The 19,009-nt window shown below is 56.1% G+C and carries 22 protein-coding genes and 6 pseudogenes; 12 read left to right on the top strand and 16 right to left on the bottom strand.

Annotated elements, in window-relative coordinates:
* Nucleotides 1-9: 9 nt before the first annotated feature.
* Nucleotides 10-897 (top strand): 3-hydroxyisobutyrate dehydrogenase, encoded by an 888-nt coding sequence (mmsB, locus tag ACNQP3_RS25110; protein WP_012274200.1) that lies wholly within the window; start codon nt 10-12, stop codon nt 895-897.
* 137 nt (nt 898-1,034) lie between these two features.
* On the opposite strand, the gene ACNQP3_RS25105 is transcribed toward mmsB, so the two are convergent.
* The 4 genes and pseudogenes from ACNQP3_RS25105 to ACNQP3_RS25090 all read right to left on the bottom strand — a co-directional run.
* A complete protein-coding gene (locus tag ACNQP3_RS25105) occupies nt 1,035-1,391 on the bottom strand; it encodes a hypothetical protein (protein WP_256217838.1) in 357 nt (118 codons plus the stop codon).
* Nucleotides 1,391-2,367 (bottom strand): annotated as a pseudogene (locus ACNQP3_RS25100) (hypothetical protein). Before ACNQP3_RS25100 ends, ACNQP3_RS25105 begins: the two are co-directional and overlap by 1 nt.
* A 10-nt stretch (nt 2,368-2,377) precedes the next feature.
* Complete coding sequence (locus ACNQP3_RS25095) at nt 2,378-2,866, bottom strand: Hcp family type VI secretion system effector (protein ID WP_060494115.1); 489 nt, start codon at nt 2,864-2,866, stop codon at nt 2,378-2,380.
* A gap of 295 nt (nt 2,867-3,161) precedes the next feature.
* Nucleotides 3,162-3,305, bottom strand: a pseudogene (locus ACNQP3_RS25090) (cupin domain-containing protein); the annotation flags it as partial.
* 113 nt (nt 3,306-3,418) lie between these two features.
* Between ACNQP3_RS25090 and gmtY the strand changes: the two are divergent.
* Nucleotides 3,419-4,780: a gamma-mobile-trio recombinase GmtY gene (gmtY, locus tag ACNQP3_RS25085; RefSeq protein WP_082421435.1), complete on the top strand. Its 1,362-nt coding sequence runs from the start codon at nt 3,419-3,421 to the stop codon at nt 4,778-4,780.
* A 74-nt stretch (nt 4,781-4,854) separates the two neighbouring features.
* Here gmtY and ACNQP3_RS25080 read toward each other — a convergent pair.
* From ACNQP3_RS25080 to ACNQP3_RS25060, 5 genes and pseudogenes are all read right to left on the bottom strand, one after another.
* Nucleotides 4,855-5,004, bottom strand: a pseudogene (locus tag ACNQP3_RS25080) (IS3 family transposase); the annotation flags it as partial.
* Nucleotides 5,005-5,604 (bottom strand): DUF6088 family protein, encoded by a 600-nt coding sequence (locus tag ACNQP3_RS25075; RefSeq protein ID WP_082421440.1) that lies wholly within the window; start codon nt 5,602-5,604, stop codon nt 5,005-5,007.
* Nucleotides 5,605-5,662: 58 nt separating this feature from the next.
* On the bottom strand, nt 5,663-5,929 hold the full coding sequence (locus ACNQP3_RS25070; RefSeq protein ID WP_082421436.1) for an antitoxin Xre/MbcA/ParS toxin-binding domain-containing protein: 267 nt from the start codon (nt 5,927-5,929) through the stop codon (nt 5,663-5,665).
* Nucleotides 5,930-6,250: 321 nt separating this feature from the next.
* Nucleotides 6,251-6,538 (bottom strand): helix-turn-helix domain-containing protein, encoded by a 288-nt coding sequence (locus tag ACNQP3_RS25065; protein ID WP_049696551.1) that lies wholly within the window; start codon nt 6,536-6,538, stop codon nt 6,251-6,253.
* 400 nt (nt 6,539-6,938) lie between these two features.
* The gene (locus ACNQP3_RS25060) at nt 6,939-7,373 is read right to left on the bottom strand and encodes an ATP-binding protein (RefSeq protein ID WP_225876664.1); all 435 of its coding nucleotides are present in this window, start codon (nt 7,371-7,373) and stop codon (nt 6,939-6,941) included.
* Nucleotides 7,374-7,991: 618 nt separating this feature from the next.
* Here ACNQP3_RS25060 and ACNQP3_RS25055 point away from each other — a divergent pair.
* Nucleotides 7,992-8,486 (top strand): annotated as a pseudogene (locus tag ACNQP3_RS25055) (arsinothricin resistance N-acetyltransferase ArsN1 family A); the annotation flags it as partial.
* On the opposite strand, the gene ACNQP3_RS25050 reads toward ACNQP3_RS25055, so the two are convergent.
* Nucleotides 8,392-8,664 carry an FAD-dependent oxidoreductase gene (locus tag ACNQP3_RS25050; RefSeq protein ID WP_225876737.1) on the bottom strand — a complete coding sequence of 91 codons (273 nt, stop codon included), beginning with the start codon at nt 8,662-8,664 and terminating at the stop codon, nt 8,392-8,394. The pseudogene ACNQP3_RS25055 and the gene ACNQP3_RS25050 sit on opposite strands and share 95 nt — an antisense overlap.
* A gap of 44 nt (nt 8,665-8,708) precedes the next feature.
* A complete protein-coding gene (locus ACNQP3_RS25045; RefSeq protein WP_028692330.1) occupies nt 8,709-9,047 on the bottom strand; it encodes an ArsR/SmtB family transcription factor in 339 nt (112 codons plus the stop codon).
* A gap of 116 nt (nt 9,048-9,163) precedes the next feature.
* Here ACNQP3_RS25045 and ACNQP3_RS25040 point away from each other — a divergent pair.
* The 8 genes and pseudogenes from ACNQP3_RS25040 to arsJ all read left to right on the top strand — a co-directional run bounded on the left by ACNQP3_RS25040 (nt 9,164) and on the right by arsJ (nt 15,027).
* A pseudogene (locus tag ACNQP3_RS25040) lies at nt 9,164-9,576 on the top strand (arsenate reductase ArsC).
* Nucleotides 9,577-9,584: 8 nt separating this feature from the next.
* Nucleotides 9,585-9,941, top strand: a complete 357-nt coding sequence (locus ACNQP3_RS25035; RefSeq protein ID WP_019752756.1) for a metalloregulator ArsR/SmtB family transcription factor — start codon at nt 9,585-9,587, stop codon at nt 9,939-9,941.
* Nucleotides 9,942-9,961: 20 nt separating this feature from the next.
* A complete protein-coding gene (locus tag ACNQP3_RS25030) occupies nt 9,962-10,432 on the top strand; it encodes an arsenate reductase ArsC (protein ID WP_059183374.1) in 471 nt (156 codons plus the stop codon).
* Between the two features lie 18 nt (nt 10,433-10,450).
* Nucleotides 10,451-11,512, top strand: coding sequence for an ACR3 family arsenite efflux transporter (gene arsB / locus ACNQP3_RS25025; protein ID WP_264316552.1), 1,062 nt, complete (start codon nt 10,451-10,453; stop codon nt 11,510-11,512).
* Nucleotides 11,513-11,515: 3 nt separating this feature from the next.
* Nucleotides 11,516-12,232 (top strand): arsenical resistance protein ArsH, encoded by a 717-nt coding sequence (gene arsH, locus ACNQP3_RS25020; RefSeq protein WP_059183372.1) that lies wholly within the window; start codon nt 11,516-11,518, stop codon nt 12,230-12,232.
* A gap of 12 nt (nt 12,233-12,244) precedes the next feature.
* Nucleotides 12,245-12,748, top strand: coding sequence for a cyclin-dependent kinase inhibitor 3 family protein (locus ACNQP3_RS25015; RefSeq protein ID WP_059183371.1), 504 nt, complete (start codon nt 12,245-12,247; stop codon nt 12,746-12,748).
* A 32-nt stretch (nt 12,749-12,780) separates the two neighbouring features.
* On the top strand, nt 12,781-13,785 hold the full coding sequence (locus tag ACNQP3_RS25010; RefSeq protein ID WP_049274266.1) for an ArsJ-associated glyceraldehyde-3-phosphate dehydrogenase: 1,005 nt from the start codon (nt 12,781-12,783) through the stop codon (nt 13,783-13,785).
* A 9-nt stretch (nt 13,786-13,794) separates the two neighbouring features.
* Complete coding sequence (gene arsJ, locus ACNQP3_RS25005) at nt 13,795-15,027, top strand: organoarsenical effux MFS transporter ArsJ (RefSeq protein ID WP_059183370.1); 1,233 nt, start codon at nt 13,795-13,797, stop codon at nt 15,025-15,027.
* Between the two features lie 23 nt (nt 15,028-15,050).
* Here the strand turns inward: arsJ and ACNQP3_RS25000 are convergent.
* Nucleotides 15,051-15,806 (bottom strand): annotated as a pseudogene (locus ACNQP3_RS25000) (NAD(P)-binding domain-containing protein); the annotation flags it as partial.
* Nucleotides 15,807-15,975: 169 nt separating this feature from the next.
* On the opposite strand from ACNQP3_RS25000, the gene ACNQP3_RS24995 reads away from it, so the two are divergent.
* Nucleotides 15,976-16,308, top strand: coding sequence for a DUF2790 domain-containing protein (locus tag ACNQP3_RS24995; RefSeq protein ID WP_059183369.1), 333 nt, complete (start codon nt 15,976-15,978; stop codon nt 16,306-16,308).
* A gap of 68 nt (nt 16,309-16,376) precedes the next feature.
* On the opposite strand, the gene ACNQP3_RS24990 is transcribed toward ACNQP3_RS24995, so the two are convergent.
* The 4 genes from ACNQP3_RS24990 to ACNQP3_RS24975 are packed head-to-tail and all read right to left on the bottom strand — an operon-like array spanning nt 16,377 to nt 18,997.
* A complete protein-coding gene (locus ACNQP3_RS24990) occupies nt 16,377-16,832 on the bottom strand; it encodes a DUF411 domain-containing protein (protein WP_059183368.1) in 456 nt (151 codons plus the stop codon).
* Nucleotides 16,822-17,604, bottom strand: coding sequence for a c-type cytochrome (locus tag ACNQP3_RS24985; protein WP_059183367.1), 783 nt, complete (start codon nt 17,602-17,604; stop codon nt 16,822-16,824). The genes ACNQP3_RS24990 and ACNQP3_RS24985 overlap by 11 nt, the downstream gene beginning before the upstream one ends.
* A 9-nt stretch (nt 17,605-17,613) precedes the next feature.
* Nucleotides 17,614-18,690: a copper resistance protein B gene (locus ACNQP3_RS24980; protein WP_059183366.1), complete on the bottom strand. Its 1,077-nt coding sequence runs from the start codon at nt 18,688-18,690 to the stop codon at nt 17,614-17,616.
* A complete protein-coding gene (locus ACNQP3_RS24975; RefSeq protein WP_225876663.1) occupies nt 18,680-18,997 on the bottom strand; it encodes a hypothetical protein in 318 nt (105 codons plus the stop codon). The genes ACNQP3_RS24980 and ACNQP3_RS24975 overlap by 11 nt, the downstream gene beginning before the upstream one ends.
* Nucleotides 18,998-19,009: the final 12 nt, after the last annotated feature.

The following is a 19,009-nucleotide window of genomic DNA, read 5'->3' as shown; positions in this document are numbered from 1 at the left end:
GGAGAAGTCATGCGTATCGCATTCATCGGCCTGGGCAACATGGGCGCGCCCATGGCCCGCAACCTGATCAAAGCCGGGCACCAGCTGAACCTGTTCGACCTGAACAAGGCCGTGCTGGCCGAGTTGGCAGAACTGGGCGGGCAGATCAGCCCGTCGCCCAAGGACGCGGCAGCCAACAGCGAACTGGTGATCACCATGCTGCCGGCCGCAGCCCATGTGCGCAGCGTGTACTTGAACGAGGACGGCGTGTTGGCCGGTATTCGTCCCGGCACGCCGACCGTTGACTGCAGCACCATCGACCCGCAGACCGCCCGTGATGTGTCCAAGGCCGCAGCGGGCAAAGGTGTGGACATGGGTGACGCGCCGGTGTCCGGTGGTACTGGCGGCGCGGCGGCTGGCACCCTGACCTTCATGGTCGGCGCCAGTGCCGAGCTGTTCGCCAGCCTCAAGCCGGTACTCGAGCAGATGGGCCGCAACATCGTGCACTGCGGGGAAGTCGGCACCGGGCAGATTGCCAAGATCTGCAACAACCTGCTGCTGGGTATTTCGATGATCGGCGTGTCCGAGGCCATGGCCCTGGGCAACGCGTTGGGTATCGACACCAAGGTGCTGGCCGGCATCATCAACAGCTCGACCGGGCGTTGCTGGAGCTCGGACACCTACAACCCGTGGCCGGGTATCATTGAAACCGCGCCGGCATCGCGTGGCTACACCGGTGGCTTTGGCGCCGAACTGATGCTCAAGGACCTGGGGCTGGCTACCGAAGCGGCACGCCAGGCTCACCAGCCGGTGATCCTCGGGGCTGTGGCCCAGCAGCTGTATCAGGCCATGAGCCTGCGCGGCGAAGGGGGCAAGGATTTCTCGGCCATCGTCGAGGGGTATCGCAAGAAGGATTGACAAGCGAGGACTTCATCGCGGACCGGGCGGCCTTTCCTCTGTAACTGCGCACCAGAGGGAAGGGGACCCGCCCGCGATTTTTTTATTGTGTTGGCAGCCATATTGTTTGCAAGTTACGTAATGCGCTTGCTAAACCGTTATAGGTAATGCGCTATTATCAAGGCGCTGAATAGAGTGATGTGCAGCGCCCAAAGTGTTACAAGTAAGATCTTGGTTTTTTTCGGAAAGCCTTCGATCTCTTGCCTATCTACTAGATTTCTTTTTGTAAAAAAAGATGGTAATGCAAGTATTGTTGAGATTGCGCCCGTGCGCATCATCTTGCCGATTGATCCGGCTCGCTCGTAGAGTAGTTTGTTTTGTTTTATATATTTGCTTTTGGGGAATAGGGATTCAAAATATTCTGTGCGTCGTGAGGCGACAAAAAACTGAGTGATCATTGTGATGATAATCAAATTTATAATGACGGCTGCAATGATCCCATCTTCAATAGCCATCAGTTTGAGAGCGCTCTATACAAAAAATCGCCGTAAGCTTCACCTTTCTCCCCACCAGCCTTGCCTCCAATTGTGGCGCCTGCGGCACCAATTATAACTGCACAAAGAAGCCCACCTGTTCCACCTGTTGGTAACCCGATCGCTGCGCATAAAACTGGCGCGATAATAGCTCCACCCAAATATCCGCCTGCACCGCCTCCTGCAAGGCCTCCCACGAGTGAGCCTCCGTCGATGTACTTTGCCCTTGTGCAATCCTCTTCGTGACCGAGCGTACAAGCGTTGTGGATATCCAGTCCAGTGGCTGCGATTTCAAGTGCTACCCTATGTAAGTTCCTTGTTTGATCAAGCTGGATGCCCTCGCGACACTGGCTACCTTGTTGGCGTAACCGGCTATTTCGCCTGTGTGAATATAACGCTTGGTGGATATTCCCAGCGTCCTTTTGATCGATCCCTTGTTTCTCAGGCCTGAACCATAAGCCGCCATCTTGCCCAACTGTTCATCCAGTTTCATGAACAAGGCCGATCGCTTCGCATAGAACTGTTCGCGGGCTGTCATCGTTCCTGACCCAAGAAACTGCTGGTGGAGTTTTTCGATATCCATCAAGGTGACCTCGATAGCCCTCAGGTGCCTGCTCCATCCGTCACTGACCATTCCAGCGCCCATTGACGCATGCGCGATCAGGCTTTTCAAAGTCTCGAAATTATCCAGAAAGAAGTTATCCACACCTTGGCCGTTGCGCATCAGCCCCATGTGCACAATGGCAGCCTGCCTCATCATCCAGGCTTCCTGGCTGGTGCAGGAAGCCGTGGTGGGGTCGCCAATGATGATAAGCTCACCGCTACGCACCACCGTATTGGCAATGTGCGAATTTAGAACATCAAATTTTTCCAGCGCATGGCCGCTCAGTGCGAGGTCGGATTTGAGCCGATGATAGTTTTGCAGCTTGAGGTTGAGAAACGCGCGGGCTTCGGACATGACTTGAGCCTCACGCGTATTTTTTATTGCCGATACGGTCCCAGCCGCCGGCGATGTTGCCGCCACCGCCGCCATCGATGCGCCGTTGCTGGGTGTAGGTGGTCTTGATTCGACCGTAGTTGAGCTGTACAACTTCAAGCGGTACACCGGTGTCGACGCTCTGCGAGTACTCGGCAATGATGACTTCTTCAAGAATGATTTCGTAATACTTGAGCTTGTCACCGCCGGCACGACAGAGTGCCAGCTTCACCGCTTTGAGATGCTGCCCTGTACAACTGGCCTCCATCAGCTTGCAGCTGGCACTGTCGAGGTATTTGGTGAATGTGAAGTTGGTGACGGAGCTTCGGCCGGATGTGGCACCACCAGCCGAGCTTGCAGTGGCGGATGTACTTTGACTGACCCCAAAGTCATAGCTAAGTACTTCAATCCATTGACTGTATTTTTCGTCCCGTGCTTCGCCTGGAATACGGTCAATCTGAATATATGCATCGAAAGCCATGTCTACCTCTCCCTGGCAACTTTTGATTGGGCAATGCTACCCACGAATGGGGGCAGTCAGTGCAGGCTAGGCCTGAGTGAGTGCGAGGGCAATACGCATTGAGAGGTAGGGATTAGATTCAGAAAAGGACTACAGAAATGGGCGGGGATGTGTAAGGCCATGTAACTGTGGTTCAATGCTTTGATTAATTCACGCTCTTTTGTTGCCTTGTTCAAACAAATTGTTCAAGAGTGTTTCTGGCCCTGTGGGAAATTTAGCGTTTTCCACAGGGCCTATATCGGGTGGAAATTTCTGATCAGGCAAAGACGAAATACTTGCGCACGGTCTCGACCACTTCCCAGGTACCTTTCATCCCAGGTTCGATCACGAACACATCACCCGCTTTCAGGTGTTTCGGCTCTTCGCCTTCCGGGGTGATGATGCAGTAGCCATCGAGGAAGGTTAACCCAAGCTATAGTCCCAAAAAATTTGGCCTACCTCTCTACTGGACCGAGCTCAGCTATGCTGTGAAAACGAAGCTCTCCAACTGCATTGATCTCCGGAGTCAGCAAAATGGCTGTTTTCTTCGAACGATCCCATCGTGAGTACAGAGCGCTGAGATTCGATGCAACTGGTTTTCGACCGGTGTTGCCTGTAATCATCACAGATGAAGGGATACTTAAGGATTTTGCTTACTATATGTACTTGAATGGGCGTAAGAGCAGGTCATGGCAAGATAGTACGACTTTTGCTGTGCAGCTGTTGTTGGAATATGTAGAAGCTAATCATCAGTTTTTTGATTCTCCCCAAATGCTGTTTAGATCGTTTTCCAATTCACTGTATAGTGGTACCGTGGAGCGGGGATGCGATCCATCTGAATTGTGGTGGGAGCCAAGACAGCCAGATGATGCCTCCAAGATTATTTCCGCGATTACTCAATTTTCAGACTGGCTGGCTGCGCTAAATGAAGATTCTGGATTGGTTTTAAATACTTGGCGCAAAGCGAATCGTGCTGAGGAAAAACTTAATTGGGCAGCTTACGTCCATCGGAAGAGTAATGCCTTTCTTTCGCATCTTTGGATAAAGCCACCTGATTTTTCAATGAGTAGGGAGGTCAGGTCTACTTCAATGATAAGCTTTGATCTAGAGCCTGCAAAAGATTTTCCTGAAGAATCGATTGATGCCTTTCTTGCGCAGGGGTTCAAGCTTCGGAAGAATGTATACAGTATCAGAGATATCTTAATCACTATGCTCATGCATTATGGCGGGCTAAGGTTATCTGAGGCGCTGAGCTTGTGGTGCGATGATGTCACAGTTGAAAAAGGTGAAGTTGTTGTTCGAGTTTATCATCCTCAACTCGGATTAGCGCCTGGAAAAAAACGGATGAAGCGTCAAACATTTCTGCGTGACAAGTATGGGCTGACTCCTAGAAATCTACTGGTCAAATCGCAGGATTCTCTATTTTTGGGTGCGAAGGGAAGGGCGTTTACTGACCGTCAGCGAATGAGTTTTGAGGTTTTCTTTCATCCGGCATTCAAGGCAGAAGTATTTGCGCAGTTGTGGAGTGAGTATCATTGCATGCACAGAGTGAAACCTGCATTAGGTCAAGAGCATCCTTATGCATTCACTAACAAACTTGGGCAGCCGTATTCACATACTGCCTACAGGAAAGCACATAGAGGGGCTGTAAAGCGCATTGGGTTGATCAGTGAGAAAATGTTAGGTACTACCCCTCATGGACACAGGCATTCCTATGGGCAGCGACTTGCCGCAGACGGAGCCACGGATCTTACTATTAAGTCAGCTATGCATCACTCGTCTATTGAATCAAGTGGAGTATATACTCAGCCAAAATCAACGCAGGTTCGCGCAACTCTGGCTGCTCTTGAATCGAAAATGGCATACAAGCATCACGATGCAGATAGTGGCGATTAAGGTGTGCGGAGTCTACTGGGACAATTTAGGTTAGAGTCGCCACTAGTTTCCTCGGTGCTCTCTAAGCTCAGGATCTAGCGTTTCTCGTACTCTGCTGGCAACAGTTGCATAATATATGCCGTGCCGGCGTTTATGAGTATCTCCATGTAATCGAAAATACAACTCCGGCCTTCGTCATGCGTTGCGTAGATTTTTCGTCGGATTCGCTCCCGCTTCAGAATTTTTCAGTTCACATTTCGAGCGCAGTTGGCCAGTGCTGAGCGCATCCACTTAGGCATTTTGCATTCCATGAGCCTGTTGAACTCTTCAGCGCTGAGCGAGCTCACAATCTTGCTCGCGACCTGTTCATCCACCCCATTTTCTCCGAGATACCAAAAAGCGGTCAGGGCCGTCCCTATTGGCGTTCCAGCTTGCTGGAGTCGTTGGCGAGACGCATGGCGCAGCCTAACAACCGCGTTACCGATCTTGATCTCACGTGTCGTCCCGCTGGTGTAGTAAGTAGGCAGGACCTGCATCTGAACACTCAGCCCCAGTCGACGAACAGCTTCTGCACCATGGATCTGGATAATCTCGCCTCTTGCCCTAGCAACGGCTTCCAATACAGAAAGCGGGTTGGCTCGAACCCTTTTACCCGTGTATTGGCTGTGCTTGGGACGCATGTAAACGCCGCGGGCAACGCGCTCCAGGGAACCCCTGAGCACCATTCGAGAAAGAGCTTTGTTTACCGCGGAGCGAGAGCCGGCTCGCTCGAATACGGATCTAACAAAGGGCCTTCCCTTAGGCATACGCTTGATTCGGTTCGATATAGACTCTGCGATAGACACAGCTAAACCTATGTCAGACGAGTAGTGGACAGGTCCTCTGGCATGGAACCTTGCGGCGTTAAGCATAGACGCCGTGTTCAATTCGTCCTAGAAGTGTCACCACTTTCTGGTAGCCCGATCGACTTACCATGATGATGCAAGGTACCTGATGACTTAGCCCTATCGCTGGTTTGTATAGCCATTGCGCGGCGAGCACTCGACTGCCAAGCACTCGCGTCGCCAGGTGCAGGATTTGCTCGCACCTTCCCTTGTAGCATCGGTGGACGATGCTCCAGCATTCCAGCGGTGAACTGGGGCAAAGCGCTAGTATCTGAGAATCGTTCATTTGCACACCTCAAATGTGAAAGCGTATCTCTCAACCGGCAAGTCGGCCAACGGGTTCCATTCTCTTGCCGGCTTGTGCCGCTATATCGAGGAACCTTCCTTGCGTCTGTGCCCGCCCTCGCAAAAGCTCTTGGGCGCTGCCTTCCAGTTCCGACTTGATACGCCACTTCTCAGTCTTTACCTTCCGCCGGCCTTTCAATGTATCTCCTTTCCCGCATAGGTAGGGCCAAGGCGCAACCCAGCCACTGGGTCAGGGAGCGCAGAATTTGGTTGCATCAGACAAGACATCTCAGCCCATGCTGAAGGGTGCAGATGCCCATCCTCATCGGTCCGATGGCGTCACGCTGAGCTCCTCACGAACGCGCTGAATGATTGAATCCAGAGTGGCATCCTTGTCCATAAAAAGGTAGCACTGGGTCAAGATCGTCAAAGGATGAACATTCATGGCAGAGGCGAGCCCATGCACCATTTCGAGGGTAGGGCCTTTTCCTCCGGCTTCCAGTTGACTGAGGTAGGTTTGGCTGCTGTGGCCACCGAAATCTTCTTGGTTAAGGTTGCGGGATTTTCTGAGCTGCCTCATTGCTTTCCCAAATGCCTGTTTCAGTTCCATTTTTTCATTCCTACAAAAGGAATGATGAAGCCGTCTTGAACGTCGGACATCCATTAACTATTGTTAATATTTTGAGGATTTTTCGATGTTCAAGACCTACAGGCACGCCGAACTCAGCTCAGCCGACATTTTCGGAGAGCCTTCCAGTCGCCGCTGGAAATTTATTGAGCTGGAACTGCACCATCCATGGTTTTACGTGGAGCTCGTGCGCGATTATGGTGATGACATCGTGGGCAGCATGCTGATGATCCCCACGGTACCGATACTTAAACAGATGCTTTCGGAGCTTGATGACTGCTCATGGATCGCGCAGGCACATCTGATGTCTCCTGGCCACATGAGAGGTGGGAAAGACTGGGTGATGGAACCGCTTCAGGAAGTGAGCATTGCTGAAGATGCCTCAGGAACGGATGAGGGCTATATCTACAAGGTAGTAGGCGGGGCTTGCTACAGCATTCATCACTCGCCTCATCGAGAGAACCTCAAGGTCACAGAGATTATTTTTTCGGCTGATCGCGATATGCGCGTGAGTGGATGAGTAGAGCCACTCGCACTCGCCGAGTGTCATGATGGTGTTTCGGTCGAGGCCTCTCGATGCTTTGAACTCAATGTTTTCGAGTGTGGCCTGCGTCTCTCGCAGCTTGGCCGCCTTGAGCAGGCGCTCAATTTTCCGGGTTTCGCGCTCGCTTTTTTTCGCATCCATCATCAGGCCGAGGCGGGTCTCGAAGGGTTGACCGAGCAGCGCCGGATCGTCCAGCTGGCGCTCGTATGCCTCAGCCATCTCGCTCAGCCCGAGGCTGCTCAAACTTTCAGCTGTGTTAGCGATCGTTTTCATGGCAGTTCATCTCCTTGAGACGCGTAATACTGAGCGCCGCAAATGTTGTCGTGCTCAATCAGCGGTGCAGATTTTCTGGGCATTGGGCGCAAATCAGACTCGTTGCGAATGATTGACCGCAGTCGTTCAGAGCTCAAAATGTTCAGCGTATTTGCATAGGTGCATATATACATGCGTCTCTCCACCTAAATTTGATGGTCTATCAGAACTCGAAGCGTAGAAAGCAGCGTTTGACCTGGACTCAGCGGGTGAAGGTAATTAACCAGTTGCTTAGTGGTCGAATGGGAATGGACGTGTGCTATGCCATGCAGCCTAGTTACAAACTTGCTGTCGACGAAGACCAGATTCCTATCGAATTGGTAGGTGATTTCCTGCGCAGCGCATCGCTACATAAATGGGCGTGGGACTGCATCAAGGAGGAGCGAGTCGAACGGTTTCCCCCAGCCAATTTGTTGGTTGCGAACATCCCTAGCAAGTACTGATTCTCGGCGAGTCGCCGCCGAAATGTGAAAACCCCACTCCCGCGTTGTACAGTGCAAGTAGGCCGGGGGGTGAATAAGCAGTTGCCGAAAGAAAAACCCAGCCCTCTAACCACTAGTTCCCGCGAAAGGAAGCCAGATGCACATTCGCCTTGCTCAACTCAGCGATGTCCAGGCCATTGCCGAGATCTACAACCAGGGGATCGAAGACCGCAGCTCTACGTTCGAGACCCAACCACGCAGCGCCATGGATGTGCAGCCCTGGGTGGCCGACATGTCTCGCCATCCGGTGCTGGTCGTCGAGGTCGACGGTGCGGTAGTGGCGTGGGCAAACCTGAGCAGCTACCGCGCGCGTTCGTGCTACGCCGGCATCGCCGACTTCTCGATCTATCTGGGCCGTGACGTCCGCGGACGTGGCATCGGCAAGGCGCTGCTCAAGGCATTGCTCAGTGAGGCTGAGGCACGCGGCTTCTGGAAAGTCCTCTCCCGCATTTTCACCTTCAACGAGGCGAGCCTCGCGCTCTGTCAGTCCTGCGGTTTCAGGACGGTTGGCGTCTATGAGAAGCACGCTTGTCTTGAAGGCCGTTGGCTGGATTGCGCGATCGTTGAGCGGGTGTTTCCGTCGAACCAACCCGTTCCAGATGACGAAGCAGCAGGCTGTCGTAGTACTTGCGCCAGTTTCCGCCTGGGCGCGTCTGCTCATCTAGGATCAGAAAGTCCAAGCCGTGCTGCTGTAAATGCCAGCCAAGCGCCAAGCCCGCTTGCCCACCACCGATGACGATCACATCCACCGCGCGACTCGATTTATTCATATGTGCGCACTCAAGCATATATCAGGACAAAAAAAGGGCACGAGCTACGGGCAGCACAGCGAAACCAGACCCTTGGTTCGCTGGAGCAGGCCCTCAAGGCGCTCGACGATCGCCCCACCATTCACTTCGTAGAACACCTGCCTGCCCACCTTGGTGGCTTTCACGATCTGGGCATCGTGCAGCACCTGCAGGTGCCTGGAGACCACCGAGCGCTCCTGCGGCAGCTCTTTAGCGATTTCGCCGACATCCGCCCGGCCCAGCAGGAGCACGCGCTTGAACACCGCGACCCTGGAGGGCTCGCAGAGTGCTTTGAAGAAGGCTTCGTCCAGCGACTCGATGGCAGCGTCGATGGCTTGGGTGCGGAGGTTCTGGTTGGTCGTCATGCCGCCAATATATGTGCACGAATATGCACATGTAAAGCCACCCATCACCGGAGGGGTTGCGATACATTCGGAAAAGCGTATATTCGAAAAATCATATACATGCATAGTACCTCGCGATGACTGGCAAGATCCGCGTCCTGTTTGTTTGCACCGCAAACGCTGCTCGCTCCCAGCTCGCCGAAGCATTGCTCCGACACACAGACCCTGTGCGCTTTGAAGCATTCAGCGCCGGCACTCAGCCTGGCGAAGTAGATCCGCGTACCTTCGCGGCGCTTGAGCACCTCGGTATCGATGCCAGCGGCCGCGCAGCAAGTCCATCGATGAGTTCGCCGGCGAACACTTCGACTACCTCATCACCCTTTGCGACAAGGCGGCGCTGGAGTGCCAGTTACTACCGGCATTGGGCGAGCGCTTGGCGTGGCACTTTGAAGATCCGGTCACCAGCGACAAGCACGATGCCTTCCGCCATACGCTTCACGAGATCCATGAGCGCATCAAGATGTTCGTCTTCGTGAAAACCAAACACTGAGAATCGTTATGACTGATCCACTGACCCCTACCAAGGTTTTCAAATGCCTCGCCGACGAGAACCGCATTCGGATGATGCTGCTGATCGCCCGCGAGGAAGAGCTCTGCGTCTGTGAGTTGACCTGTGCGCTGGAAGAAAGCCAGCCCAAGGTTTCCCGCCACTTGGCGCAATTACGCACCTGTGACCTGCTGGCAGACCGCCGCCAGGGCCAATGGGTTTATTACCGGCTGCATCCAGAGCTGCCCGCCTGGGTACGCGAGATCCTGAAAACGACGCTGGAGGCCAACAGCGAGTGGCTGAACAGCAGTTCCACTCGACTGGACGCCATGGGTGACCGCCCACAGCGTGCTGCTACCTGCTGCTGATTACTGCCGAGCAAAAGCCGATGAAAGTTCTGTTCCTCTGCACCGCCAATAGCTGCCGCAGCATCCTCTCCGAGGCTGTTTTCAATCACCTGGCTCCGGCCGGCATGAAGGCCTACAGCGCCGGAAGCCAGCCCAAGGGCGAGGTACATCCGCTGTCCATCTCCGCGCTGCAGCGCGCCGGTATTTCCACCGATGGCCTCAGCAGCAAATCCAGCGATGCACACGCCGAGCTGGCACCGGACTTCGTCATCACCGTCTGCGACAAGGCCGCTGGCGAAGCCTGCCCCGTGTTCTTCGGACCAGCAGTGAAAGCCCACTGGGGACTTTCTGACCCTTCGGATTTGCACGGTAGTGCCGCCGAGCTGGACGCGGCATTCGACAACACGCTTGAACAGATCAAGCGACGCCTCAAGGCATTCATCGCACTGCCTTTCGACCAAATGGATGCCGCCCAGCTCAAGGTCGAGCTGGCCCGCATCGGAACGCTCTGACGTTTAGGGAGATCCACCATGAGCAAAAGCCGACTTTCATTCCTAGACCGCTACCTGACGGTCTGGATCTTTCTGGCCATGGGCCTGGGCATTGGTCTGGGCAGCCTGTTCCAGGGATTGCCTGCGTGGCTGAATAGCCTGTCGGTAGGCTCGACAAACATCCCCATCGCGATTGGCCTCATCGTCATGATGTACCCGCCGCTGGCGAAGGTGAAATACGAGGAACTGCCTCAGGTTTTCAAGGACAAGCGCATCCTCGTGCTGTCGCTGGTCCAGAACTGGGTAATCGGCCCGGTACTGATGTTCGGGCTGGCAGTAGTGTTCCTTTCCGACAAGCCTGAGTACATGACTGGCCTGATCCTCATCGGCTTGGCGCGCTGCATCGCCATGGTGCTGGTGTGGAACCAGATCGCCGGTGGCAACAACCAGTACGTGGCGGGCCTGGTCGCCTTCAACAGCATTTTCCAGATCCTGTTCTTCAGCGTGTACGCCTGGATCTTCCTTGGCCTGCTGCCACCTCTGTTTGGCCTTGAGGATAGCGTCATCGAGACCAGCTTCCTCGACATCGCCCAATCGGTACTGATCTACCTGGGCATCCCGTTCCTGGCCGGCTTCCTGACCCGCAAGATTCTGATCAGCAGCAAGGGCGAGACCTGGTACCAGGAGCGCTTCATTCCGAGGATCAGCCCGCTGACGCTCTTGGCGTTGCTGCTGACCATCGTGGCCATGTTCAGCCTGAAAGGCGACATGGTGCTGCAACTGCCGCTGGATGTGCTGCGCATCGCTATCCCGCTGACTATCTACTTCGTGGTGATGTTCTTCATCAGCTTCTGGATGGGCAAGCTGCTGGAAGCTGACTACCCACGTACCACTGCTCTGGCGTTCACCGCAGCGAGTAACAATTTTGAACTGGCCATTGCCGTGGCCATCGCCACCTTCGGTCTTGCCTCGCCGGTCGCGTTTGCCACCGTCATCGGGCCCTTGGTGGAAGTGCCGGTACTGATCTCCCTGGTGGGCGTGGCCTTGTGGCTCAAGCGCCGCTGGTTCGATCAGCCATCTGGCGCCTTGTCTCAGGAGTAAATCATGACCGAACACCACATCCCCAACATCGACAACGATCTGGTCGAACTGCCGACAGCAGACAAGCTGGCAGTCGAGCAAAAGTCCACCCATAAGCCTCGCATCCTGCTGCTGTACGGATCGACCCGCGAACGCTCCTTCAGCCGCCTGCTGACGGAAGAAGCTGCACGCCTGCTGGAACACTTCGGTGCCGAGACGCGGATATTCAATCCGACCGGGCTGCCGCTGGCGGATGACGTGCCCGATGACCACCCCATGGTCAAGGAGCTGCGCGACCTGGTGCTGTGGTCGGAAGGCATGGTCTGGTGCTCGCCAGAACGCCACGGCGCAATGACTGGCGTGTTCAAATCGCAGATCGACTGGATTCCACTGAGCATGGGCGCCGTGCGCCCGACCCAAGGCAAAACCCTTGCGGTGATGCAGGTCTGCGGTGGCTCGCAGTCGTTCAACGTGGTCAACCAGCTGCGCGTCCTCGGCCGCTGGATGCGCATGTTCACCATCCCTAACCAGTCGTCCGTGCCGAAGGCCTACCTGGAATTCGACGAGGCGGGTCGCATGAAACCCTCTTCGTACTACGACCGTGTCGTCGACGTGATGGAGGAGCTGGTGAAGTTCACCCTGCTGCTTCGTGATCGCTCCGACTATCTGGTCGATCGCTACTCCGAACGTAAAGAGTCGGCTGAAGAACTATCCAAGCGTGTCAATCAACGATCCATTTGAGGCTTTGTGAGCATGCAATTGCACCCGTATTCCGTGTTGGCTAATTCCGAACTGGTCGGCCAGCTGATCTTCACTCCGTGCCCAGGTACCAAGGAGACATCGGTATCTCAGGCTCTGGCAACGCTGCGCGATGCCGGCGCGAGCGCGCTGGTAACCCTGATGCCGAGTGAAGAACTGCTGCAGAACGAGATCGATCTGCTTCCCGAGGAGTGCCAACTGCTGGGCCTCGAATGGTTCCACCTGCCGGTCGAAGACGACGAAGCACCCGGTGAGCCGTTTGCTGCTGCCTGGGAAACTCACCGGGAACGCCTGAAAGAGCTGGTGGTGACCGGTAAGACGATCGCCATTCACTGCAAGGGCGGCTCTGGCCGCACCGGCCTGTTTGCCGCCCGCCTGATGATCGAGTGCGGCATCCCTGTGCAGGAAGCTGTTTCCCAGGTCCAGGCCCTGCGTCCACGTGCAATTCAGAACCCTGCGCACGTCGGCTACATCAACCAGTTCAGCGTTACCCTCTGACCCTTCGCTAATCGCGACCCGAGAACAAGAACATGGCTATCAAAGTAGGTATCAATGGGTTTGGCCGTATCGGTCGCTTGGCGCTGCGCGCGTCTTGGGACTGGCCAGAGTTCGAGTTTGTGCAGATCAATGACCCGGCCGGCGACGCCGAGACCCATGCCCACCTGATCAACTTCGACTCGGTCCACGGCCGCTGGCTCCGTGAAGCCCGTGCTGAGGGCAGTACGGTGGTGATCGATGGCAAGCGCATTCAGGTCACCGCGAACAAGACCATCGCCGACACCGACTGGTCAGGCTGCGACCTGGTCATCGAGGCCAGCGGCAAGATGAAGTCGGTAGCCGTGCTCCAGGCCTACCTGGATCAGGGCGTCAAACGTGTGGTGGTCTGCGCTCCAGTGAAGGAGAAAGGCGCACTGAACGTGGTGATGGGCGTCAACCAGCACCTGTTCGACCCGGCGCAGCATCGCATCGTTACCGCCGCCTCCTGCACTACCAACTGCCTGGCCCCGGTGGTCAAGGTGATTCACGAGAACCTTGGCATCCGCCACGGATCGATCACCACCATCCACGACCTCACCAACACCCAGAGCATCCTCGATACGCCGCACAAGGACCTGCGCCGCGCCCGTGCCTCTGGCATGAGCCTGATCCCAACCACCACGGGCTCGGCTACTGCGATCGCCGAGATCTTCCCCGAGCTGCGCGGCAAGTTGAATGGTCACGCCGTGCGCGTACCGCTGGCCAACGCCTCGCTGACCGACTGCGTGTTCGAAGTGGAACGTGAGACAACGGCTGAAGAGGTCAACGCTCTGCTGAAGGCGGCGGCCGAAGGCCCGTTGAAAGACATCCTGGGCTACGAAGAGCGCCCCTTGGTGTCCATCGACTATCGCACCGATCCGCGCTCCTCGATCATCGACGCACTGTCGACCTTGGTGGTCAATGGCACCCAGGTGAAGCTCTACGCCTGGTATGACAACGAATGGGGCTACGCCAACCGTGCAGCGGAACTGGCCCGCCTGGTCGGCGCAGCGGAGTAAACAGCGATCATGAAGGCGTTGTCAGCCCTGTCTGCGGAAGTGCGTCAGTACCTGCTGGTTACCGGCAACTACTGGGCCTTCACCCTCACCGACGGCGCGTTGCGCATGTTGGTGGTACTGCACTTCCATTCGCTGGGCTACACGCCGCTGCAGATCGCCGCGCTGTTCCTGTTCTACGAAGTGTTCGGCGTGATCACCAACCTGGTGGGTGGCTACCTCGGCGCCCGCCTGGGACTCAACCGCACCATGAACATCGGCTTGGGCATGCAGGTCTTTGCACTGCTGATGCTCACAGTGCCGGCAGCCTGGCTTACGGTGCCGTGGGTGATGGCCGCTCAGGCGCTGTCCGGCATCGCCAAGGACCTGAACAAGATGAGCGCCAAGAGCTCCATCAAGCTCCTGGTACCGGACAGCCAACAGGGGACGCTCTACAAATGGGTGGCCATCCTGACGGGCTCGAAGAACGCGCTCAAAGGCGTGGGCTTTTTCCTCGGCGGAGCACTGCTCGCGTTGCTCGGCTTCACCCTGGCGGTGCTGGCCATGGCGGCAGTACTGGCCCTGATCTGGATTGGCAGTCTGGTGCTGCTGAAAAAGGACTTGGGCAAAGCCAAGGCCAAACCCAAGTTCCGCGACATGCTGTCCAAGAGCCGAGCCATCAACATCCTCTCGGCCGCACGGCTGTTTCTCTTTGGTGCCCGGGACGTCTGGTTCGTCGTGGCGCTGCCGGTGTACCTGAGCACCGCGTTTGGCTGGGACTTCTGGCTGGTCGGCGGCTTCCTCGCCGCGTGGATCATTGGCTACGGCATCGTCCAGTCGTTTGCTCCTCACATCACCGGTAAGAAGCGCGGTCACGTGCCGGACGGTCGAGCGGCCTTCATTTGGGCGATCGCCCTGGCGGGACTGCCTGCGCTCATTGCCGTGGGCCTATCGGCAGGCTGGTCGGCCCAGGTGGTGCTGCTCGGTGGGCTGATGCTGTTCGGTGTGCTGTTCGCGGTGAACTCCTCGCTGCACAGCTACCTGATCGTCAGCTATGCCAAGGAAGACGGCGTCTCCCTGGATGTAGGGTTCTATTACATGTCCAACGCCCTGGGGCGGCTGGTCGGTACACTGCTGTCAGGCTGGGTGTTCCAAGCCTACGGTTTGCAGGCCTGCCTGTGGGTTTCCAGCATCTTCGTATTGGCTGCCGCGCTCATCTCGCTCGGGTTGCCCAGACACAGCGAAATGGCGCAGCAGACCCACTGAGCACAGGGGAAGAGCGGATGCACTCAAGCCTCCGCTTTCACCATAAACTGCTCGATCTCAACAACAGTGCTGCGGACTGTGCGTGTCACCCCGATCAAGGTCGCGGATGCAGAGCCTGTCCACTCGCCATAACCCACCAGCCAAAGGGCAGGCTCATTCACTGACCGTGTACCTGAAACTTCGACGCGTCCGTCACCCGTGACTACCCCGAGGCTCGCCAAGTGCCCCAGCGCCGGCTTGAATCCGGTGCACCAGATCACCGCATCGACCGCGGTCTCCGAGCCGTCCGCCCAAACCACACCGTCGGGGGTGAAACGAACGAAGGGCCGCACAGCGTGCAGAACGTCTCGCTCACGCGCCTCGACCACAGCCGGGACCATCACGATATCGCCCAGCCCACCGACTGGCTGCTCAATCACACGGCCCTCCATCTGCGCTTTCCAGCGCTCTGTCGCCCGTTCGAACAGCACTCGACCATCCACATCATCAGGCAGGAAGAGTGGCTCGGTGGGCGTTACCCAGGTCGCATCCGCTACTTGGGAAACCTCAGCGAGAATCTGTGCCCCGGAGTTACCTCCACCGACGATCAGTACTCGCTTACCCGAGAAGGCCAGCGGCTCAACATAATGAGCTGAATGCAGCTGCTGACCACGGAACAGCTCGGCACCGGGATAAGCAGGGATATTAGGGTTGCTCCAGGTGCCCGTGGCACTGACCACTGCTTTGGCATCCCAATACCCGTGCTCGGAATGCACACGCAAGGCACTGACGAGGCGCTCACCCAGGATCTATGCTGCGCCCAGGGAATGAGCTTTTCTGGCCTTTCACCAGCTCTCAGAGAATGCCGTTCGACACCGCTTGCCGACTGACAAAGATGTAATCCACAGATCACCCGAGAGACAGGTGCTGCCCCCTAAGATTCAATCACACCAAATCGGAGTGACGAACATGAAAGCTCTCAACGGCGTTGCCGCCATACTGATTCTGATGGCTTCCTCGGCCGCGATGGCTGAGGGCGGGTCCGACCGCCTGCACGGGAAAATGATTCAGGCGAATGAGCAGGCCATGCGCGCATACGCAGCCTCCATCGGTAAAAATCCCCCAGAGGTAGTCCACTACCGCTACGGCATGGAGCTCGATGTAGCAAAAGTGATTGCTGTGACCTCAAACCGGGGAAGCTGTGATGTGATGCCTGCGCAAATGACCTATGAAGACTCGACAGGCAAGCTCAACATTCTCGAATACCGCGCAGCTGGCATCAATTGCCGCGGCCAGAACTGAGCTCTTGAACTCTATTCAAACTAAAACGGCGCCTTTAAAAGCGCCGTTTGCGTTGGGAAAACTGTCGATCAGTGGCCTGGATACTCCGCAACCACTACATCCTGCCCGCTCTTGTTGAAACCGATGACTTGGTATGCATGAGTGACACCATCCACTTCCATACCTGGGGAGCCTGCCGGCATACCTGGGACGGCGACACCGATCAGATCATCTCTGTTTGCCAGCTCACGAACCTGCTCAGCTGGCACGTGTCCTTCGACAAACTTCCCATCAATCACTGCCGTGTGACAGGAAGCCAAACGCGGTGCGACCCCAAGGCTCTGTTTTACAGCACTCATGTCGGTTTCAACATGGTCAATGACCTTGAAGCTATTTTGTTCCAAGTGTGCGATCCACTTTTTACAGCAGCCGCAATTGGCATCCCGATGAACATCAATCGTGGTCGGTACGGCTGCGTAGACTGGCGGCAGCGCGATGAATGCCGCGAAGGCGGCCAACCTGAGAAAGCGGCTGTTAGCCTTCATGGGTGTGTACCTTTCCATCTTTGTGTGTGTGCGTCTTCGAACCTGGTTTGGAATTCTGATCACTAGAGGACTCGGTAGCATCATGATGGCCGCCCTCAGATTCGTGACCCTCGGAATCTGCCGAGTGTGAGTGATGAGCCTCTGACTGCTCCATATCGTGGTGCCCTGCCTCAGAGGAAACCTTGCCATGATGGTCTGGCTCATTGCCGCCATGCTGGCCCTCATGGTTGTGCATCTCACTTTCCCCACCACCGTGCTGGTGGCCGCCACTGGTTGTTACCAGGGCCTTGTACTGCTCTGCGTTCATCTGCGGCATTTGCTCAAGGAAAGCGACAATACCCCAGATGTACTGGTCACCCATGCTCTTGCCCCAAGCGGGCATGCCGGTAGCCTTGATACCGTGTTTAATGGTCCAGAAGGCCGCTGCGGGGTTATTGCTTGAACCAATCTTGGCAAGATTGGGCGGTGCCGGATAAAGCGCTTGGCTGAGCTCGGTTTTATCCACCCCAGGGGCGAGGTGGCAGCCAATGCACATCGCATTGTAGTTACCGGCACCTGTACGGATAAGGGTTTCATCCTTTAGGTTCGGTACCTCGATGTCCCGTGCGCGCACTTCAATGGAGCGATCCCGCGCCATGGCGAGGAAAGCATGCACGGCTGGGAAGTGAGGATCATCAGCACCGACGTTGACCAGGCCAAAATACGCGGCCCCCAACGCCGCCGCACTACCCACGGCGCCTGCTGCTACCAACGTTGTAATTGTTCTCTTCATGTCAGGCTCTCAAAACCACATCCGAATGCCGGCAACGAAACGCGCTTCATCGACATCCCCGCCTTCATCGCGGATCAGGTCTGCCGTTTTGCCGTAGGAGCGGCTCCAGGTGACGCCGACGTAGGGTGCGAACTGGCGCACGATCTCATACCTTAAGCGCAGACCGACTTCGGTGTTTGCCAGGCCAGAACCCACCCCGCGCTCGGGATCGTTTTTGCCATAAAAATTGGCTTCAGCGGTTGGCTGCAGGATCAGGCGATTGGTCAGGAGAATGTCGTATTCGCCCTCTAGCCGAGCAGCTGTCTGGCCATTCTCACCGATGAACGCTGTGGCTTCGGCTTCGAAGTCATAGAGCGCCATGCCCTGGATACCAAAAGCTCCCCATGTCTGTGGAGATCCTGGTTGGAAATCCTGGCGCACCCCAGCGACCACATCCCACCATGTGCTAATGGATCGCCCATACAGAAGCTGCAACTCAGCGTCCTCGGTGACGCCATTCGTCCGCTCACCTTCGGAGCGGATCCACAGCCGGTTGATATCGCCGCCAACCCATCCAGAGGCTTCCCAAGCCAGCGCGCTGCCTTCGTCTGCATCCTGGTACTCAAGCTTATCTAGCAGGAAGAAGCTGTTGATCGCGCTGTCGTGCATCTGATGCCCGCCCAACGGAGGAAAGGCAGCTTGGCGATCAGCATCCGTCAGCACAGGTATCGGAGTACGGCTAGTCGTCGTTGGGGCATCAGAGCCATGGTTCATCATCGAGTGATCCATGGCCCCATGGTCCATCCCCTGCATGCTGCCATGGTCCATCTTGCTGTGGTCCATGTGTGCAGGTTTGGCCGCAGGTTGACTGTGTTTCATTTTGCTGTGATCAACGGGCGCGGCTTTCTTCTGCTGCTTGCTCGCGCCCATCTGAGCGTGGTCCATGCCTGGCATCGGGTCAGCCGACGGAGCGGAATCCATTTCCATGGCTCCGTGCCCCATTGCCGAATGGTCCATCTCCTCAGCAGCAAAGCTGGGCGCAGCACCCAGCAAGCTGAATGAAACGGTCAATGCCAGCAGCGATGGTCGTACCAGGCTATTGGTCATCTTTCCCTGCCTTAGCGTTATCGCTGCCATGCGATTCCATCATTTTGCTGTGATCCATACCTTCCATCGAGCCATGGTCCATACCTTTCATGCTGTCGTGGTCCATACCCTTCATGGAGCCATGATCCATACCCTTCATCGAGTCATGATCCATGCCCTGAGAACCCTTCGATTTCGCGGCATCGGCAGACTTCTGGGTGTGCTGTTCATGATTGTCGCTGGACCACGACGAAGGAGCATAAACAGCAAACAGACCAGCCATCGCAGCAGAAAGGAAAAAGGCGTTTCGCTTCATTGGTTTGCTCATCTTGGATCTCCA

The sequence above is a fragment of the Pseudomonas sp. LFS074 genome, from assembly GCF_047978165.1.
GTDB lineage: Bacteria > Pseudomonadota > Gammaproteobacteria > Pseudomonadales > Pseudomonadaceae > Aquipseudomonas > Aquipseudomonas putida_P.
The sequence above is the reverse complement of the archived record's forward strand: the minus strand, read 5'-3'. Positions and strand labels throughout refer to the sequence as shown.

Coding starts and splice junctions, on each gene's coding strand:
- mmsB (WP_012274200.1), top strand. CDS start 10: ATGCGTATCGCATTCATCGGCCTGGGCAACATGGGCGCGCCCATGGCC.
- ACNQP3_RS25105 (WP_256217838.1), bottom strand. CDS start 1,391: ATGGCTATTGAAGATGGGATCATTGCAGCCGTCATTATAAATTTGATT.
- ACNQP3_RS25095 (WP_060494115.1), bottom strand. CDS start 2,866: ATGGCTTTCGATGCATATATTCAGATTGACCGTATTCCAGGCGAAGCA.
- gmtY (WP_082421435.1), top strand. CDS start 3,419: ATGGCTGTTTTCTTCGAACGATCCCATCGTGAGTACAGAGCGCTGAGA.
- ACNQP3_RS25070 (WP_082421436.1), bottom strand. CDS start 5,929: ATGAACGATTCTCAGATACTAGCGCTTTGCCCCAGTTCACCGCTGGAA.
- ACNQP3_RS25065 (WP_049696551.1), bottom strand. CDS start 6,538: ATGGAACTGAAACAGGCATTTGGGAAAGCAATGAGGCAGCTCAGAAAA.
- ACNQP3_RS25060 (WP_225876664.1), bottom strand. CDS start 7,373: ATGAAAACGATCGCTAACACAGCTGAAAGTTTGAGCAGCCTCGGGCTG.
- ACNQP3_RS25050 (WP_225876737.1), bottom strand. CDS start 8,664: ATGAATAAATCGAGTCGCGCGGTGGATGTGATCGTCATCGGTGGTGGG.
- ACNQP3_RS25045 (WP_028692330.1), bottom strand. CDS start 9,047: ATGACGACCAACCAGAACCTCCGCACCCAAGCCATCGACGCTGCCATC.
- ACNQP3_RS25035 (WP_019752756.1), top strand. CDS start 9,585: ATGACTGATCCACTGACCCCTACCAAGGTTTTCAAATGCCTCGCCGAC.
- ACNQP3_RS25030 (WP_059183374.1), top strand. CDS start 9,962: ATGAAAGTTCTGTTCCTCTGCACCGCCAATAGCTGCCGCAGCATCCTC.
- arsB (WP_264316552.1), top strand. CDS start 10,451: ATGAGCAAAAGCCGACTTTCATTCCTAGACCGCTACCTGACGGTCTGG.
- arsH (WP_059183372.1), top strand. CDS start 11,516: ATGACCGAACACCACATCCCCAACATCGACAACGATCTGGTCGAACTG.
- ACNQP3_RS25015 (WP_059183371.1), top strand. CDS start 12,245: ATGCAATTGCACCCGTATTCCGTGTTGGCTAATTCCGAACTGGTCGGC.
- ACNQP3_RS25010 (WP_049274266.1), top strand. CDS start 12,781: ATGGCTATCAAAGTAGGTATCAATGGGTTTGGCCGTATCGGTCGCTTG.
- arsJ (WP_059183370.1), top strand. CDS start 13,795: ATGAAGGCGTTGTCAGCCCTGTCTGCGGAAGTGCGTCAGTACCTGCTG.
- ACNQP3_RS24995 (WP_059183369.1), top strand. CDS start 15,976: ATGAAAGCTCTCAACGGCGTTGCCGCCATACTGATTCTGATGGCTTCC.
- ACNQP3_RS24990 (WP_059183368.1), bottom strand. CDS start 16,832: ATGAAGGCTAACAGCCGCTTTCTCAGGTTGGCCGCCTTCGCGGCATTC.
- ACNQP3_RS24985 (WP_059183367.1), bottom strand. CDS start 17,604: ATGAAGAGAACAATTACAACGTTGGTAGCAGCAGGCGCCGTGGGTAGT.
- ACNQP3_RS24980 (WP_059183366.1), bottom strand. CDS start 18,690: ATGACCAATAGCCTGGTACGACCATCGCTGCTGGCATTGACCGTTTCA.
- ACNQP3_RS24975 (WP_225876663.1), bottom strand. CDS start 18,997: ATGAGCAAACCAATGAAGCGAAACGCCTTTTTCCTTTCTGCTGCGATG.